The sequence below is a fragment of the Rhizobium sp. O111 genome, from assembly GCF_055616315.1.
The window spans coordinates 3,102,501-3,119,055 of record NZ_JBSHXL010000001.1; the positions used below are offsets into that span (position 1 = coordinate 3,102,501).

Sequence of the window (16,555 nt, forward strand, 5' to 3'; positions counted from 1 at the left end):
AGCAAGTAGCGGTTTTTTTGGGTTGGTCCGGGATTTCGGCTCGGTGAGGTGAGCCGGTCGCTGTAGGCAACGTTTTTCCGTGTGTTACCCCCCTCTGCCCTGCCGGGCATCTCCCCCACAGGTGGGGAGATTGGCTGGGGGTGACCGCTCGCTACACCTCAATTGTTTGGCGCAGACCTCAACCGCGGGTCGATCTCCCCCCTTGTGGGGGAGATGTCCGGCAGGACAGAGGGGGGTATGCCGAGCGCCGACGTCAGCGATTCACCCCACCAAACACAAAAACGGCGGCCGAAGCCGCCGTCTCTCATCTCAATCGCCAGTCCGCTTACGCCGCTTCGCTGACACCAGCACTCCTAGTCCGGAACAGCAACCGATCGGTCCCGCCGGTGATCTTCACCGTCGAACCATCCGGCACCTGTCCGCCGAGGATCTGCTCGGCGAGCGGGTCCTGGACGTACTTCTGGATCACCCGCTTCAGCGGCCTCGCGCCATAAACAGGATCGTAGCCCTTGTTGGCGAGCCAATGCGTGGCCTCGTCGTCGAGTTCGATCGTGATCTTGCGCTCGGCGAGCAGCTTGACCAGACGCTGCAGCTGGATGTCGACGATCGCGCCCATCTCGTCCCGCTTCAGGCGGTGGAAGAGGATGATCTCGTCGATGCGGTTCAGGAACTCCGGCCGGAAGTGGCCGCGCACCATCTCCATCACCTGCTCGCGCACCAGATCGCTGTCGTCGCCATCCTTCAGCTGCGTCAGATATTCGGCGCCGAGGTTCGACGTCATGATGATCATCGTGTTGCGGAAGTCGACGGTGCGGCCCTGACCATCGGTCAGGCGGCCATCGTCGAGCACCTGCAGCAGCACGTTGAAGACATCGGGATGCGCCTTTTCGATCTCGTCGAACAGCACGACCTGATAGGGCCGGCGACGCACCGCTTCCGTCAGCGAACCGCCTTCCTCATAGCCGACATAGCCGGGAGGAGCGCCGATCAGCCGAGCCACGGAGTGCTTCTCCATGTACTCGGACATATCCATGCGCACCATCGCCGTCTCGTCGTCGAAGAGGAAGCGGGCCAATGCCTTGGTCAGCTCCGTCTTGCCGACGCCGGTCGGGCCGAGGAAGATGAACGAGCCGAGCGGCCGGTTCGGATCCTGCAGGCCGGCGCGCGCACGGCGCACCGCCCGCGACACGGCCTGAACCGCGTCACCCTGGCCGATCACCGACTTCGCCAGCTCGTCTTCCATCCGCAACAGCTTCTCGCGGTCGCCTTCCAGCATCTTCTCGACCGGAATGCCGGTCCAGCGGGAGACGACATGCGCGATGTTATCAGGGGTCACGACCTCCTGCACCATGGCGCTGCGATCATTGTCCTGCGCTTCGGCCTCCGAAAGCTTCTTTTCAAGCTCCGGAATGACGCCGTAAGTCAGCTCGCCGGCGCGCTGGAACTCGCCCTTGCGCTGGGCGATCGCCAGATCGTTGCGGGCATCGTCGAGTTCCTTCTTCAGGTCTGCTGCCAGGCCGAGCTTCTGCTTTTCCGCCTGCCAGCGGGCCGTCAGCGCATCGGCGCTTTCTTCCAGATCGGTGAGCTCGGTCTCCAGCCGCACCAGCCGGTCGGCCGATGCGACATCGGTTTCCTTCTTCAGCGCTTCGCGCTCGATCTTCAGCTGCATGATGCGGCGATCGAGTTCGTCGAGCTCTTCCGGCTTGGAATCCACCTGCATGCGCAGGCGCGCAGCCGCCTCGTCCATCAGGTCGATCGCCTTGTCGGGCAGAAAGCGATCGGTGATGTAGCGGTTCGACAGCGTGGCGGCCGCCACAAGCGACGAATCCGAGATGCGGACCTTGTGGTGCTGCTCGTATTTCTCTTTCAGGCCGCGCAGGATCGAGATCGTGTCTTCGACCGTTGGCTCTTCGACGACGATCGGCTGGAAACGACGGGCAAGCGCCGGGTCCTTCTCGACATGCTTGCGGTATTCGTCGAGCGTGGTCGCGCCGACGCAATGCAGCTCGCCGCGCGCAAGCGCCGGCTTCAACAGGTTCGAGGCATCCATGGCGCCGTCACCCTTGCCGGCACCGACGAGCGTATGCATCTCGTCGATGAAGAGGATGATCTCGCCGTTTTCGGCCTGCACCTCGTTGAGCACGCTCTTCAGCCGCTCTTCGAACTCGCCGCGATATTTCGCGCCGGCAATCAGAGCGCCCATGTCGAGCGCCATCAGCTTCTTGTCTTTCAGCGATTCCGGCACGTCGCCATTGACGATACGCAACGCCAAGCCTTCGGCGATCGCCGTCTTGCCGACGCCGGGTTCACCGATGAGAACGGGGTTGTTCTTGGTACGGCGCGAGAGCACCTGGATGGTGCGGCGGATTTCGTCGTCGCGGCCGATCACGGGATCGAGCCGGCCATCGCGGGCTTCCGCCGTCAGGTCGCGGGCGAATTTCTTCAGCGCGTCGAAGCCCTGTTCGGCATTGGCGCTGTCGGCCGTGCGGCCCTTGCGGATTTCGTTGATGACCTGGTTGAGCGTCACCGCCGTCACGCCGGCATTCTTCAGCGTGATCGCGGTCGACGATTCCATCGCCAGCGCCTGCAACAGACGCTCGACCGTGACGAAGCTGTCGCCGGCCTTCTTCGATGCCTCCTCGGCAGTCGAGAGAACCTTGGCGAGCGGTGCGGCAAGATAGATCTGGCCGTTGCCGCCGGAGACCTTCGGCAGCTTGGCAAGGGCGGCATCGTTTGCAAGGCGGGCGGCCTTGGCGTCGCCGCCGGCGCGCTCGATGAGCGAAGCCGCCATGCCCTGGTCGTCGTCGAGCAGCACTTTCAGCACATGCTCGGGAGCGAACTGCTGGTGACCCTGGGCCAGCGCATAGGTCTGCGCCGACTGGATGAAACCGCGCACCCGCTCGGAGTATTTTTCAATATTCATAAATAGACCTCCTTAAATCGCCCTGCCCTCATAAGGCACAGACCGATGACTGAGATTGAGCTCCCTCAAGAGGCGAGCCATGCCTCTTCGCCAATGGCCGAAACCAAGGCGAAGAACTTGCTCAGGATATGGTGGGAAGCCGCGAAAGTTTAAAGAGGTGGCACGCCCAAAAAACCGCGCCTGCGAGCAAGCCGCAGCCGGCCGGCGAGCGGCGACCGAGGGGCAAAACGAGATCGCCCCGCCGGAGGACTGCTCGGGCGGGGCGGGATCGGATTGTATCGAATGGCGCTTAGGCGGCGACCAGATCGTCCGTCTCGTTTTCCTTGAACATCTTGGCGAGGTTCAGGAAGCAGATCATGCCGTTTTCGGAAGCGATGATGCCCTCGCAGAAGGCGCGGTCGAAGGAAGCGGTAACCTCGGGAACCGGCTGCACCTGATCAGCCGAGATCGTGAGGATGTCGGAGACGCGATCAACCAGCATGCCGATGACCATGTTGTGCACTTCGGCGACGACGATGGCGCTGCGCTCATTGGCGACGGTGCTCTTCATGCCGAGCTTGAAGGCGAGATCGATGATCGGAATGACCGAGCCGCGCAGGTTCATGACGCCGATGACATCGGCCGGCGAATGCGGGATCGGCGTCGAAGGCGCCCAGCCGCGGATTTCGCGGATGGTCGTCGTCTTCACGCAGAATTCCTGGTCGTGCAGGCGGAAGGCAATGATCTCAAGCGTATCGCCACTGAAGCTCGGAGAATTGATCGTCGTCATTAAAAATGTCCCAACTGTCGAAAGCCAGGGCAGAAGCAACCACGCCACCATTGGCGTCGATGCACTTTGCCTTCAAGCCGCCAGTTCTCTGAATATGAAGAGTACCGTTACGGTTACTGAGGACTGTAAAGAAAGAGTGTTTCCCAAATCTAAACCGGCCGGCAGGATTTTTCGCCCGGTGAGAACGGGAATGCAGCCGAGGAGAAGGCGTCGAACGGATCACGGACCCGTTCAACGCGGCTAAGCCTCAGACGATGGTCTTCTCGATCTGCTCCACCGCCCAATCGACCTGCTCCTTGGTGATGACGAGCGGTGGCGCCAGGCGGATGGTGTTTTCGTGGGTGTCCTTGGCGAGAAGCCCGAGGTCCTTGAGCGCGTAGCAATACTGCCGCGCGCCGCCGGCTTCCGGCACCAGCTCGACCGCCATCATCAGCCCGCGCCCGCGCACCTCTTTCACGATGTTCGAGCGGATCGACCGCAGACCCTCGAGGAAGTAGTTTCCCGTCCGTTCGGCATTGCCGATCATGTCTTCTTCCGTCAGCACCTTCAGCGCCGCGCGGGCAACGGCGCAGGCAAGCGGATTGCCGCCAAAGGTCGAGCCGTGCTGGCCGGGCTTCAAGACGCCCAGCACTTCGGAATTCGAAAGCACGGCGGAAACAGGATAGAAGCCGCCCGACAGCGCCTTGCCGATCAGCGTCACGTCTGCCTCGATGCCCTCATGCTCCTCGGCCAGCAGCTTGCCGGTGCGCCCGAGCCCGGTCTGGATCTCGTCGAGGATGAGCGTCACCTTGTTGTCGGTGCAGAGCTGGCGCACCGTCTTGAAGTAACCCGGCTGCGGGATGATGACGCCCGCCTCGCCCTGGATCGGCTCGATCAGCGCCGCCACCGTGTTCTCGTTGATCGCCGCCGCGAACGCTTCCGCGTCACCGAAGGGAACGATGCGGAAGCCCGGCGTATAGGGGCCGAAGCCTGAGCGCGCATCCGGATCGGTGGAGAAGCTGATGATGCTCAGCGTCCGGCCATGGAAATTGTCGGAGCAGACGATGATCTCGGCCTTGCCCTCCGGCACGCCCTTGACCTCGTACCCCCATTTGCGCACCGCCTTGATCGCGGTCTCGACGGCCTCGGCGCCGGAGTTCATCGGCAGGATCTTGTGCGATCCCGTCAGCGCCGCGAGTTCCTCGTAGAGATGCGCCAGCTGGTCGTTGCGGAAGGCACGCGAGGTGAGCGTCAGCTTGCCCGCCTGCTCGACCATGGCTGCGAGGATCTTCGGGTGGCAATGCCCCTGGTTGACGGCCGAATAGGCCGAGAGGCAATCGAGATAGCGCTTGCCATCCGTATCCCAGACATAAACGCCCTCGCCGCGCGTCAGGACGACGTCGAGCGGCTTGTAATTATGGGCGCCCAGGCGCTGCTCGGTATCGATCAATCTGGCTGAACTGCTCATGGTCGTCCCCTTCTGTTATGCGGTTTCTTATGCAGCGCGCGTCGGGCGGTCGAAGATGCGCCGGCCGAACAGGCTTGCCGTCAATTCGACGAGAACGCGGGCGCTCTTGCCGCGATCGTCGAGAAACGGGTTGAGTTCGACCAGATCGAGCGAGGAGACGAGCCCGCTGTCGCAGAGCATCTCCATGATCAGATGCGCCTCGCGGAAGGTCGCTCCCCCAGGCACCGTCGTGCCGACACCCGGTGCAACGTCAGGATCGAGGAAATCGACATCAAGGCTGACATGAAACAGCGCATTCGCCGCTTCGACCTTGGAGAGAATGTCGCGCATGATCGCCGCCACCCCCTGCTCGTCGATCGAGCGCATGTCGAAGACGTTGACGCCATGCTCCTTGATCAGCTCGCGCTCCGGAGCGTCGACCGAACGGATCCCGACCTGGAAGACATTCTTCGGATCGACCAGCGGCCGGTCGCGCGGCAGGATGTCGGAGAGATCGGCCTGGCCGCAATAATAGGCGACGGGCATGCCGTGAATATTGCCAGACGGCGATGTCTCGGGCGTGTTGAAATCCGAATGCGCGTCGAGCCAGAGCACGAAAAGCGGCCGCTTCTGCTTGGCGGCATAGCGCGCCATGCCCGACACCGTGCCCATCGACAGGCTGTGGTCGCCGCCGAGAATGATCGGGAAACGGCCGGCATCGGCAATCTCGTAGACGCCGGCTTCAAGCGCCCGCGTGAAGGCGCCGACGGTGCGCAGATTATGCGCCTTCGGGTTGGTCGGCAGGTCACGGGCCGGCACGATCTGCACGTCTCCGGCGTCAGCGACATCGTGGCCGAGATCGACAAGCGCGCGGTCGACACCGGCGATCCTCAGCGCCGTCGGCCCCATCGCGGCCCCCCTGCGGCCGGAGCCCTCTTCCAAAGGCGCACCGATAAGAGTGACCGATCGCGACTGTGCCTGCATCTTGTTCTCCTGCTCACTGCTTCGGTTGAATATCTGACATCGCCACGGCGACAAAAAGATGAAAAAATGCCAATTTCACAGCATGATTTGACAGTTTGCCAAGTTCAACCATACAAAGTGAAACCCCGCTCTCACAAAGTAAGACCATGGACGACCTCGATCAGGAACTTCTGAGCGCCCTGCGCCACAATGCCCGCGCGCCCGTCTCCTCGCTTGCCGCCATGACCGGCGCCTCACGCGCCACCGTCGCCGCGCGCATCGACAGACTGGTCGCCAACGGCACCATCACTTCCTTCACCATCCGCACCGGCCACGAGACCCGCGCCGCCGGCGTGCGCGCCATCGTCATGATCGAGGTGCTCGGCAAGCTGGCCGACAAGGTCGCCGACCAACTGCGCGGCCTCCCACAGGTGCGTGCGCTCCACAGCACCAACGGCAAATGGGACTTCATCGCCGAACTCGAAGACCGCGACCTCGTCTCCTTCGACGAAACCCTGCGCCGCATAAGACTGATCGACGGCATCAACACGACTGAGACGAACATATTGCTGAAGACGCGGAAGACCAGCTTTTAGAGGCGGGAGCGGGAGAGGCGCTCAAGGCGGCGGCTTTGCCGCCAGAAGCAGTCGTTTCACGACTGATACTGCTATGGTTCCATCACTCGTAGGCGACGAACGAGATCACGTTCCCATCCGGGTCACGGACATGGAAGTCTGTTCCACCCCAGGGCTGGCTGGTTGGCTCCTGCGCAAACTCCGCGCCGCGCTCCCGCAGTTCCTCAAACAATCCGTGCACGTCCGAAACCTCAATTGCCGCGAGAATAAGCGAGACCTCGCGTGCTGCCAGATCGGCAAAATTCGGTTTGCTGACACACCGAAGATGCAGGCAGGCCGCGCCGCGCGACACAGCGCCGTAAAACGGCGGCGTGCCGTGGAGGAAATCGACTTCAAATCCGAGTTTCTCGTTGAAGAATTGGGCGCTCGCCGGCACATCACGCACAAAGAGGATCGGGACGATGGACGTCAGGGCAATTTCGCTCATGCAAGTCTCCGCTACGTCGATACCCACTGGTTGAATCTACAGGTAGATTATGTGCCCGCAAAGGGGCCGAGCAAACGAGAGCGCCTCGTGCGCAAAGCGTCAGAAGCGGTCACCCCAGAAAATAGAGCAATCTCCAATTGAGAAAGCTCACAACCAACCCAGCCAGAGCGCCCAGCGGTGTGAATACCAACACCCCAATCGGGCCTGCGAGTTCATAGCCAAACCAACCGCCGAGGATCAGCCCGATTATGCTTAAAATGATCGTAATTGCTTTGTGCAGGTTTCCCATGGCTCAAATCTAATCGTCGCAGATGTCATGTTCAATCGGCCCGACTTCGGTCTTCCGCTTCGCGCCAATAGCGGTCGTGACTTCGGAACCGGTTGACGCCGGATGCCGCGTCAGCTACCTCTTGCGCCGCAGCGGTTCAATCACGCTGTCGTAGGCGTTACCGTCATCCAACGCGTCCTTTGCGAAGAAGGTCCCAGCAGGGAAATCTCGCGAATGAAGGCGCGGTGAGTTCACATCTTTCCCACGTATCTTCGCAGCTGGCAGAACCCAGGCGCGCGAGGAGCCGTGTCGGCCGGATGACGATGCCGTGGCCTTTCCTGCAACATTTGGGAAAGACACCGACAATGCAAATGACTGACAACACCATCCTCATAACTGGCGGCACAAGCGGGATCGGACGTGCGCTTGCAGAAGCATTTCACGACCGGGGGAACCAAGTTATCGTGACAGGGCGGCGTCGCGATCTGCTGACGGAAATCTGCAATCGGCGCCCTGACATCGTGGGACTTCATCTCGACCTCAATGATAGCCGCTCCATCGAGGTCGCCGCGAGTGCCGTCCGCGACCGCTTCCCCGATCTGAATGTTCTGATTGCCAATGCCGGGGTTTCCCGTAGCGAAGACGTGACATCGGCGGACTGGAACGCCTCTGCCGGCGAAGACATCGTAGAGACCAACATCCTGGGTGTGCTGCGGACGGTGGCTGCCTTCCTGCCGATTTTGAAGTTGCAGAAATCGGCGACCATCATGGCGACAAGCTCCGCGCTTGCCTTCGTGCCGCGAGCCGATTTTCCCGTATACTGCGCGAGCAAGGCCTTCCTGCACACGTGGCTCATCTCACTGCGTCACCAGTTGCGCAACATGCCTGTCGACGTTCTGGAATTGTCGCCGCCTTATGTCCAGACCGAGCTGACCGGACACGCACAGGCGAGTGACCCTCGTGCGATGCCCTTGGCTTCTTATGTGGAGGCGGTGATGGAGATGCTGGAGAAGGGCCAGCACCCGCGTGGAGAACTTCTGCTGCAGCGAGATGAACCTCGTCGCTTCGCCGAGCGTGACGGTACCTTTGACGACCTGTTTGCCGCCGTGAACCCGGCCTGACGGCAGCGTTTGCGCGCCGGAGCGGCCATGGGAGGCGCCTCGCGTTCCATGGCCGCTTCGGGCGGAAATCAGCCGTCAACGGGGGCGACGGCTAGGCACGAATAGCTTGTCTCATATGCGTCAACATGGCTGATGTCGCACACAGCTGTTTTGCAGTATCACTTCCTCACGCTAGAAAGCGCCACGCAACAGCCTGGATTATTCGAAATGTGGGATTGGTTCCCGATCATCTTCTTTCCGCTTAAGATCATCGTGCTCGGCACGGGCATGTTCTTCGCCATCAAGTGGCATCGCGATCAAGAGAAGAATAAGTAGCAAGGACGGCGGACGGTCAGCGCCCGCCGGCTACGCTCTAGCCAACCGCAAGCGCCAGATCGTTCGCGGTCGCCGAAACGACGTTCCCTCGGCCAGTTCCCTTTGCCTGATAGAGCGCCTGGTCCGCGCGTCGCAGAGCCACTTCGCAGCTCTCGCCGCCTCCATTGGTGACCTCCGCTATTCCGAACGATGCACCGATCACCACTTTGCCGGCCGATAATGGATATGGCTGCGAAAGGATCGAGGACAGGCGGCGGCAGTGCCATTCGGCGTCGGCGAGCGAGATATGCGGCATGAGGACGGCAAATTCGTCTCCGCCCAATCGGAATACGATGTCGTCTTCCTTGCATCCGCCCTGAAGGCGAGCGGCAACCTGCTGCAGCAGCTCGTCGCCGGCCGCATGCCCGTGTCTGTCGTTGACGGATTTGAAGCCATCGAGATCGATGCAGACGACAGTCATCGGCCGAGCCGAGCTTAGTCGTGCGAATTCCGGGGCAAGCAGCGACCTGTTCGCCAGCCCGGTCAGGAAATCATGCGTCGCGGCATGGCGCATCTGCTTCTCGGATTCCAGGATCGAAGAAATCGCCCTCCTCGAAAGCCGCAACGAAAACAGGCCGCCGAAAACGAGAACCACGGTCACCACCACCGCCAACGGCAGCGATTGGCGAAGCAGATCCCTGGCGGGCGTGGGCGATCGCCATGAAAGCACCTCGGTCTCACCGTCAGGTCGCGTCGCTATTTCCACGCGCGCCCGGTCGGCGCCAACCGTCTTGAGCGGACCGACGCTCGCATCGTCGAGGACGAAACGATTGCCCATGAATTCCGGCAGGCTGCCGGCGATCGGCACGGCGGATATGAGGATCGGCGCCCGGCTCCCGCGTGGCATGGATGTCTTGAAGTCGGATTGAAACAGGCTTGCGGTGAGCAGAACCGCATCATTGTTCACGACCTCGACCCTGCTGAAGGCGATGGGGTTGGGAATTCCCTCGGGCCGCGGCTTTGCTTCCTCGGACCTAACGCGGTCGACAAGGGTGCGAGCATCGTCGACAATGACCTCAGGCCCGCGCACGAAGAATGCCCGATCCTTCATCTCGTCGGCGGTTCTCGAATAGATGAGGGTGTCGTCATGGTTGAGGACCGCGGCAAAACGCGTCCTGGACGTCCCGATCAGCGACTGGCCGATGTTCCTGTCGGCCCATTCGAAATCGAACGTGTTGTCGAGTTTGGCGATTGATTCATCCCAGATCGTCCAGGCCGTCAGCGCGAATTCGAGGTCGGAGGTCCAGACCGCGATGTTGCGCTTGACCAGGGTCTCCTGGCGCTGGCGGCTCTCGGCATCCAGCCGGGCAACGCCAAACGACGGGATTGCCGCCAACCCCGTAATAACGATCGCCGTGAGAATGAGAGCCGGTCCTACCAGCTTGAGATGGGTGAAGCGTGTGGTCACTTTGGCGTCCTGGTCTTTTGTCGACACAGGTAGCTTCCGCCAGTTTCGGTTGCGTTATCGCAAATCTCTTTTTGGTGAGCGCGGTTAATATCCCGTTCGCATCGCTCGATAGGCTGGGAGGGGGCTTAGGGCGCCCCCACCCTCAATATTCCTTCTCGTACACCACGCCCGCCTCGCCGGCACCATTGGCGCCGGCTGCCCCGCGCAGCTTCACGCCGCGGCCGACATCGAGGTTGATGATCGCCTTAGCGCCGTCCTTGGTGTTCTGCTGCAGCTCGATATAGGTGCGCTCGTTGAGATAGCGGCCAACGCCGACATTGGTCTGGCCGTTGGCATCGGTGCTGATATCGAAATCGTCGACACCCAGCTGGTTGCGCAATCCCTGGAACAGCGAGGTCGAGCGACCGCCCGCAAGCTGGCTGACGGCATCGGCGAGCTGGGCGATCTGGATCGCCGAGAGCTTCGACATCGACTGCCCGAAGATCAGCTGCGCCAGCACTTCATCCTGCGGCAGCGCCGGCGAGGAGGAGAAGGTGATGGCGGGGTCGGTCGCCAGTCCCGCCACGTCGACGGTGAGCGTCGTCGTGCCCGAGGTCGAGGTCGCCGCCATCTGCAGCGCCGGCGTCAGATCGCCGGCAAAGGTGATGCGGCTCTTGTCGGAGAAGTCGAGGCGACGGTTGAGGATGGTGAGACGCCCGCGTCGCATGGTGAAGCCGCCGGAAACCACAGGCACGGATGCCGTGCCACGAATGGTCACGCTGCCGCCGAGCTCGGCGTCGATGCCGCGTCCGCGCACGAAGATCTGCGAGGGCGCATCGACCTGGATATCCAGATTGAGCGTACTCGATTTGCCCCTCGCGCCTTCCTGCGTCGTGTCGCGTATCTGGGCGAGAACGGCTTTCGGCGCATTCTTGTGGCGGATATCGATCTCGCGCAGCGATGTCGGAAGCTTCTCCGGAACGGTGATCGACGCCTTCTCAAGCGTGAGCTTGCCGTTCAGCGTCGGATTGGCAAGAAGCGGTCCGCGCAGGCCGATCGTGCCGTCAACCGTTGCGACGACGAGCGTGCCGTCGACATAGACGGCCTTGTTGAGCCTGACGTCGATATTGGCAGGGAAGTTCGCCGCCGGCTGAATGCCGACATCGCCGGTGACCGCGATATTGCCGCCGCTCGCAAGCTGCCCGGTCAGGCGCGAAATCACCGCGCGCTGCCCGTCGAAGCGGATATCGGCCGTCAGGCTGTTGATCTCCAGATTGCGCCGGACGTCGATGACCTTGGCGCCGCTGGTGGCGACCGTCCCGTTGATCACGGGCGCGGCCGCCGTGCCGCCGACCTGCAGATTGAAGTTGGCGTTGCCTTCCGCCACGAAGCCTTGCGCGGCTAGCTGCGCACCGAGAACGGCAAACGGCAGGTTGCCGGAGAAACGCATGTCGAGCGCCCGGTTCCCTGAAATGGCGAGGTTGCCGCCGCCCCGCAGCGACAGGCCCGCATCGCCGGTAACGGTCGTGTCGATGGTGAGCCTGCCCGAGGCGAGCTTGCCGTTCGCGCCGATCGCCAGCGGCGAGACACCGGCGCCGCGCGTCTGGCTGGTCGCGGCATTGCGCCAATCGAGCTTGAAGTCGACATCCGGCAGCGGCAGCTTGCCGGAAGCTGAAACAGTGCCCGAGATATTGCCCTCGGCGGCGAGCCCCGGAACGAAGGCGTTGGCGAGGCCCGCCGGCAGGTTCGATATGTCGGCCTTCACGGCAAGCGATTGCGCATTGGCGCCCGCGACCACGAAATTGCCCGCCGCCTTCAGCGCCACGTTGTTGCCGGTAAGATTGGTGGTGAAGTCGAGCTTGTTGTCGGCGAGCTTGCCATTGGCATTGGCCGACAGCGAGCCGACGCCCGCGGCCCGCGTCTGCGTCGTCGCCGCGTTCTTCCAATCGAGATTGAAGTCGATGATGGGATTGGCAGGCGTTCCCGATGTCTTCGCCCGACCCGAAATCGTGCCCTCGGCGCCAAGGCCAGGCACGAAGCCGTTGGCGAGGCTCGCCGGCAGATCGGTGATATCGGCATCGACGGAAAGGCCCTGGATGTTGGCGCCAACCAGCGCCGCCGTCCCCTTGGCCTTAAGCAATGTCTTGCTGTTGCTGGCCAGATTGGCGTCGAAATTGATTTTGTTGTCGGCGAACTTGCCCGTCGCATCGAGGCTGAGCGCCGAAAGGTTTGCGCTCTTGGTCTGCCGCGTGGTCGCGTTCGCCCAGTTGAGCTTGAAATCGACGGATGGCAGCGGCAGCGCGCCGGAAACCTTGGCAGTGCCCGAAATCATGCCGCCGGCATCGAGATTTGGCACGAAGCTGCTGACAAGTGCTGCCGGCAGGTTGTTGAGCGTCGCATTGGCCTCGATCGTCGTCGGCTTGGTCCCTTCGATCCCGACCTTGCCCGCCGCCTCGAGCGCCGCACCGGCCTGACCATCAAGCTTGGTGGTGAAATCGAGCGCCTTATCCTCAAGCGTTCCCTTCAGCGCGAGCGCCATGGAGGGCAGCTTCGCCGCCTTCGTCTGGCTGGTCGCGACATCGGCCCAAGCGAGATCGAAGCTAGCCTTCGGCTGCTGCAGCGTGCCGGATGCCGAAGCCGTGCCCGAAATCGTGCCGCTCGCGCCAAGGCCATCGACGAAACCATTGGCGAGCCCGGCCGGAACTCCGCTCAGCGTCGCATCGACCTTGAGATCGCCGATCGCCGAGCCTTGAAGCTTGAGATTACCCGCCGCCTTCACCGACATGCCGCCGGTGGCCGAGACGTTGCTGTCGAAGGTGAGCGTATTGTCCGCGAACGTCCCGTTCACCGAAGCGCCGACGCCCGAAAGGCCGGCCGCCTTGATCTGGCTGGTCGAGGCGTTCTTCCAATCCAGCTGGAACTGCGCGGCCGGCATCGGCAGCTTGCCGGATGCGCCGAAGCTGCCCGATATCATGCCCTGCGCGGCAAGATCGGGCGCGAAGGCGTTGGCGAGCGCCGCCGGAATATTGGCAAGCGTCCCGTCCACCTTCAGCGTCTGAGCGTCATTGCCGGTGACGACGAAGCTGCCATCGGCCTTGATCGCAAATCCACCGCTGCCGCCGGCATTCGCGTTGAAATTGAGGATGTTGTTTTCGAGCTTGCCGCTTGCCGTCAGCCCGAGCGAGGAAAGCTTGGCGACCTTCGTCTGGCTGGTGGCCGCGTTCTTCCAGTTCAGCTTGAAATCGAGCGCCGGTGCGGGCAGCTTGCCCGAAGCGGTGACGCTGCCGGTGATGGCGCCTTCGGCGTTCAGCCCAGGCACGAAGGCATTGGCCAATCCGGCCGGAATGTTGACGATATCGGCATCGACCTGCAGCGACTGCGCATTCGGCCCTGCTGTCACGAAATTGCCGGCCGCCTTCAGCGAAACGCCGCCCTTGCCGCTCAGATCCGTTTTGAAATCGAGCTTGTTATCCGCGAACTTGCCATCCGCGCCGATCGCAAGCGCGGAAAGGCCGGCGCCCTTCGTCTGGCTGGTCGCGGCGTTCTTCCAGTCGAGCGTGAAATCGGCCACGGGTGCTGCCGGCGTACCCGACACCGCGACCTTGCCCGAGATCGCGCCCGCGGCATCGAGATCGGGCACGAAGCTGTTGGCAAGGCTCGCCGGCAATTGCTTGACCACGGCATTGATATCAAGCGCTTGCCCGGCCGAGCCGGTCACGTTGATCGCGCCGTCACCGGTCTTGATCTCGAGACCATCGAGCGTGACCGTACCGTCAGTGATCGACAGCTGCGACGGCGCGGCGAGATCCACCGCAATATCGTGCGGCTTGGCCGAGAAGCGGTCGAGCTGAACGAGCGTCGTGCCGTCGTTGGTTTCGACACCGCCGCCCGCCACCAGCGGGTGGTTGTCGTAATAGCCGTCGAGGCTGAAATTCGTGCGGTTCCCAAGCTGCGTGAAATTCACCGCCAGGCTGTCGATCTTGTTGGTGCCGGATGCGACCTCGTCGGCCTTGATTGCCCCGGTTGCCGCGAAGGCCGAGAGATCGGTGACGGTGACATCGACATTGGGGCTCACGATCGCGAAATTGCCCTGCTTCAGGCCACTGCCCGTCGCCGCGACCTTCAGGCCGATCTTGCCGGCATCGTTGCTGATGTCGACCGATCCCTTGAGATCGCCCTCCGCCTTCTGGCCGGCCAGCGCCGCAATCAGGTTGAGGTCGGGCAGGTCGAATGTCAAAGCGCCCGTCGGCGCGAAGCTTTCGGACAGCGCGACGTGACCGGTCAGGCTGTTGTTGCCGACATTGGCCTTGATCGACGGCAGCGTCGTCTGCCCGCCCTCGGACAACACGTCGGTGCTGATATCGATCGCCTGGCCATCGATCTTGCCGGTCGCCTTCACCTGCGCCTTGGGCGCCTTCGGATCGGCAGTCGCGTTGAGCGCGACAGCAAGATCGCTCAGCCCACGGCCAGCCATGTCGATCGCGGGTGCATTGAGATTGGCCGAAAGCGCCAGCGCCGAGAGATCGCCGCCGGCCTTCAGGCTGTAGGTCACGGCACCCGAGGCGGTATCGAGCAGCGGCTTGATATCAGGCACGCGGCCGGCAAGCGTCGCATCGAGCGTCGTTCCGTCGAGAACGATATTGCCCGTGGCGACCGTGAGGTCCGACTTGATGCTGAGGTTCGACAGGTTGATCTTGTCGGGAATGGTGCCCGCCACTTGGCCCTCGATCGTCACGGGCGTCTTGAAGCGCGCCGCGACGGCCGGCGGCATTGCCGGCGGCTCGACGGTCAGCTTGGCATTACCGGTGAGCGAGTTGTCGGTGAGCTGATACGCACCATTGAGGCCGGCATTCGCCGACGCGCTTTCGATCGTCGCGCCGTTGAAGCCGATCGCCGCCGGCGAGATCTGCAGCGGCAGAACGATCGTCACCGGCCCCTGAACCGCCCTGTTGATATCGGGATTGGCGAAGGTCATGTCGCCGGCGACAAGGCGGATCTGCACGGCGCCGGAGCGGCCGCTGAGATTGAAGTTGTCGCTCTTGGCGGTCAGCTTGACGTTACCGATCGTCGCCTGCGGCAGCACGGCGGTATCGAGCGAGGCGCTGGCATTGAGCCGCGACGCCTTGGCATCCCCCGTCAGCGCGAGGTTGACGCCCGAAATCATGAAGCGCGCTTCGCCTTCCGCCAGCGGCCAGCGGAAATCGACCGGGCCGGATGTGCCGAGCACGTTCGCATTCAGGCTGTTCTTGCCCTTCGGGTCCAGCGTGCCGGAGGCGGCGATCACGACGGCGCCCGTCGCCACATTGCCGGTCTGGATATCGATCTTGCCGGCGTTGTCGAAATTCGCCGCGAGATCGATGTTCGTCTGCCCCGCGAAAAGCGGCCGGAACGCCGCCGGCATCAGCGAGCTCAGATCGCCGCCGCCCTTGAGCTCGACATGATGCAGAGCCTGGTCCGGCGTCAGCGTGTGATGCGCCTCGATCGCGGCGCGCTGCTGGCCATCGAGCGAGGCCTGCAATTTGGCTTTCCAGTCGGAGATCGGGCCATCGCCATTGAGGCTGATCTCGACGGCCGGATTGTTCGGCAAGGCGAGCACGCCGGCGAGCAACCCGCCCTTCGGTTCGTTGAGCTTGGCCTTGACCGTCAGCTGGCTGTTTTCCGGCAGGAAGGCGACGTCGGCCGTCAGCTTGGCATCCGGCACGTCGTGGCGGTGAACCGTGATATTTGCATCGCCGCCCTTCGAGTCGGCACGCACGCTACCGTCCGCAGACAGCGTGAAGGCGCGCCCGATCAGGGGCTGCGACAGGCTGATCTTCGGCAGCGATATCTGATCGATATCGATCTTGATCGGTAGCGAGAACCCGCCGCTGGCCTCCCCTTCCGCAGCCGGCCGCGAAGGCAATGTGCGGACCGGCTTACGCAGAACGCGGATGGAATCAGCCGCCAGCCGCGTCGCATGGAAGCGCCCGGTGAAAAGCGCCAGCGGATTCCAGTTGATCGACAGGCCGTCGACATCGGCAAACGTGCCGCGCGTATCCGACAGCACGATGCGGGTGGCGCCGAGGCCGCCTGTCAGCAGCCCCTGCGGGTCCATCACCCGGATGGTCATGTCGCGGTTGGAGATGGTCGACGTCACCTTGTCGACCAGAATGCGGGCGCCGAAGCCGGTGAAGCCGAAGATGCCGATGGCCACGGCAAGCAGGATGACGAGAACGCCGGCTCCGTAACCGAGCAGTCGTGCAATCCACTTGAAGATGTTCGTCAGCGTAAGCATGGACCCGG

12 protein-coding genes (1 of these 12 running past the window's edge) are annotated in these 16,555 nt (G+C 62.8%); 4 read left to right on the top strand and 8 right to left on the bottom strand.

What is annotated here, in order from left to right:
• Nucleotides 1-9, top strand: partial view of a M23 family metallopeptidase gene (locus tag ACVTFQ_RS15590; RefSeq protein ID WP_112435954.1) — the 3' portion only. It extends 1,932 nt beyond the left edge of the window; the window shows 9 of its 1,941 coding nt (coding positions 1,933-1,941); its start codon lies beyond the left edge, outside the window; it ends in the stop codon at nucleotides 7-9.
• A 316-nt stretch (nucleotides 10-325) separates the two neighbouring features.
• On the opposite strand, the gene clpB is transcribed toward ACVTFQ_RS15590, so the two are convergent.
• The 4 genes from clpB to rocF all read right to left on the bottom strand — a co-directional run bounded on the left by clpB (nucleotide 326) and on the right by rocF (nucleotide 6,102).
• A complete protein-coding gene (gene clpB / locus ACVTFQ_RS15595; protein WP_111564883.1) occupies nucleotides 326-2,923 on the bottom strand; it encodes an ATP-dependent chaperone ClpB in 2,598 nt (865 codons plus the stop codon).
• A gap of 289 nt (nucleotides 2,924-3,212) precedes the next feature.
• Nucleotides 3,213-3,692 (bottom strand): chemotaxis protein CheW, encoded by a 480-nt coding sequence (locus ACVTFQ_RS15600; protein WP_047508497.1) that lies wholly within the window; start codon nucleotides 3,690-3,692, stop codon nucleotides 3,213-3,215.
• 247 nt (nucleotides 3,693-3,939) lie between these two features.
• Nucleotides 3,940-5,139: an ornithine--oxo-acid transaminase gene (rocD, locus tag ACVTFQ_RS15605; RefSeq protein ID WP_112435953.1), complete on the bottom strand. Its 1,200-nt coding sequence runs from the start codon at nucleotides 5,137-5,139 to the stop codon at nucleotides 3,940-3,942.
• Between the two features lie 27 nt (nucleotides 5,140-5,166).
• Nucleotides 5,167-6,102 carry an arginase gene (gene rocF / locus ACVTFQ_RS15610; protein WP_111564881.1) on the bottom strand — a complete coding sequence of 312 codons (936 nt, stop codon included), beginning with the start codon at nucleotides 6,100-6,102 and terminating at the stop codon, nucleotides 5,167-5,169.
• A gap of 146 nt (nucleotides 6,103-6,248) precedes the next feature.
• On the opposite strand from rocF, the gene ACVTFQ_RS15615 reads away from it, so the two are divergent.
• Nucleotides 6,249-6,677 (top strand): Lrp/AsnC family transcriptional regulator, encoded by a 429-nt coding sequence (locus ACVTFQ_RS15615; protein ID WP_111564880.1) that lies wholly within the window; start codon nucleotides 6,249-6,251, stop codon nucleotides 6,675-6,677.
• 82 nt (nucleotides 6,678-6,759) lie between these two features.
• Here ACVTFQ_RS15615 and ACVTFQ_RS15620 read toward each other — a convergent pair whose 3' ends face one another.
• On the bottom strand, nucleotides 6,760-7,143 hold the full coding sequence (locus tag ACVTFQ_RS15620) for a glyoxalase superfamily protein (RefSeq protein WP_111564879.1): 384 nt from the start codon (nucleotides 7,141-7,143) through the stop codon (nucleotides 6,760-6,762).
• Between the two features lie 109 nt (nucleotides 7,144-7,252).
• Nucleotides 7,253-7,432, bottom strand: a complete 180-nt coding sequence (locus ACVTFQ_RS15625; protein WP_111564878.1) for a hypothetical protein — start codon at nucleotides 7,430-7,432, stop codon at nucleotides 7,253-7,255.
• A gap of 350 nt (nucleotides 7,433-7,782) precedes the next feature.
• Here ACVTFQ_RS15625 and ACVTFQ_RS15630 point away from each other — a divergent pair, with 350 nt between their 5' ends.
• Nucleotides 7,783-8,532, top strand: a complete 750-nt coding sequence (locus ACVTFQ_RS15630; protein WP_313760766.1) for an SDR family oxidoreductase — start codon at nucleotides 7,783-7,785, stop codon at nucleotides 8,530-8,532.
• Nucleotides 8,533-8,664: 132 nt separating this feature from the next.
• A complete protein-coding gene (locus ACVTFQ_RS15635) occupies nucleotides 8,665-8,847 on the top strand; it encodes a hypothetical protein (RefSeq protein WP_146618553.1) in 183 nt (60 codons plus the stop codon).
• 37 nt (nucleotides 8,848-8,884) lie between these two features.
• Here ACVTFQ_RS15635 and ACVTFQ_RS15640 read toward each other — a convergent pair whose 3' ends face one another.
• Entirely contained in the window at nucleotides 8,885-10,294 is a 1,410-nt protein-coding gene (locus ACVTFQ_RS15640; RefSeq protein ID WP_162718069.1) for a sensor domain-containing diguanylate cyclase, read from the bottom strand.
• A 142-nt stretch (nucleotides 10,295-10,436) separates the two neighbouring features.
• Nucleotides 10,437-16,547, bottom strand: a complete 6,111-nt coding sequence (locus tag ACVTFQ_RS15645) for a translocation/assembly module TamB domain-containing protein (RefSeq protein ID WP_112949621.1) — start codon at nucleotides 16,545-16,547, stop codon at nucleotides 10,437-10,439.
• Between the last annotated feature and the right edge of the window lie 8 nt (nucleotides 16,548-16,555).

Excerpts from the sequence above, each read along its gene's own strand:
- clpB (WP_111564883.1), bottom strand. The coding sequence starts at position 2,923 with ATGAATATTGAAAAATACTCCGAGCGGGTGCGCGGTTTCATCCAGTCG.
- ACVTFQ_RS15600 (WP_047508497.1), bottom strand. The coding sequence starts at position 3,692 with ATGACGACGATCAATTCTCCGAGCTTCAGTGGCGATACGCTTGAGATC.
- rocD (WP_112435953.1), bottom strand. The coding sequence starts at position 5,139 with ATGAGCAGTTCAGCCAGATTGATCGATACCGAGCAGCGCCTGGGCGCC.
- rocF (WP_111564881.1), bottom strand. The coding sequence starts at position 6,102 with ATGCAGGCACAGTCGCGATCGGTCACTCTTATCGGTGCGCCTTTGGAA.
- ACVTFQ_RS15615 (WP_111564880.1), top strand. The coding sequence starts at position 6,249 with ATGGACGACCTCGATCAGGAACTTCTGAGCGCCCTGCGCCACAATGCC.
- ACVTFQ_RS15620 (WP_111564879.1), bottom strand. The coding sequence starts at position 7,143 with ATGAGCGAAATTGCCCTGACGTCCATCGTCCCGATCCTCTTTGTGCGT.
- ACVTFQ_RS15625 (WP_111564878.1), bottom strand. The coding sequence starts at position 7,432 with ATGGGAAACCTGCACAAAGCAATTACGATCATTTTAAGCATAATCGGG.
- ACVTFQ_RS15630 (WP_313760766.1), top strand. The coding sequence starts at position 7,783 with ATGACTGACAACACCATCCTCATAACTGGCGGCACAAGCGGGATCGGA.
- ACVTFQ_RS15635 (WP_146618553.1), top strand. The coding sequence starts at position 8,665 with ATGTCGCACACAGCTGTTTTGCAGTATCACTTCCTCACGCTAGAAAGC.
- ACVTFQ_RS15645 (WP_112949621.1), bottom strand. The coding sequence starts at position 16,547 with ATGCTTACGCTGACGAACATCTTCAAGTGGATTGCACGACTGCTCGGT.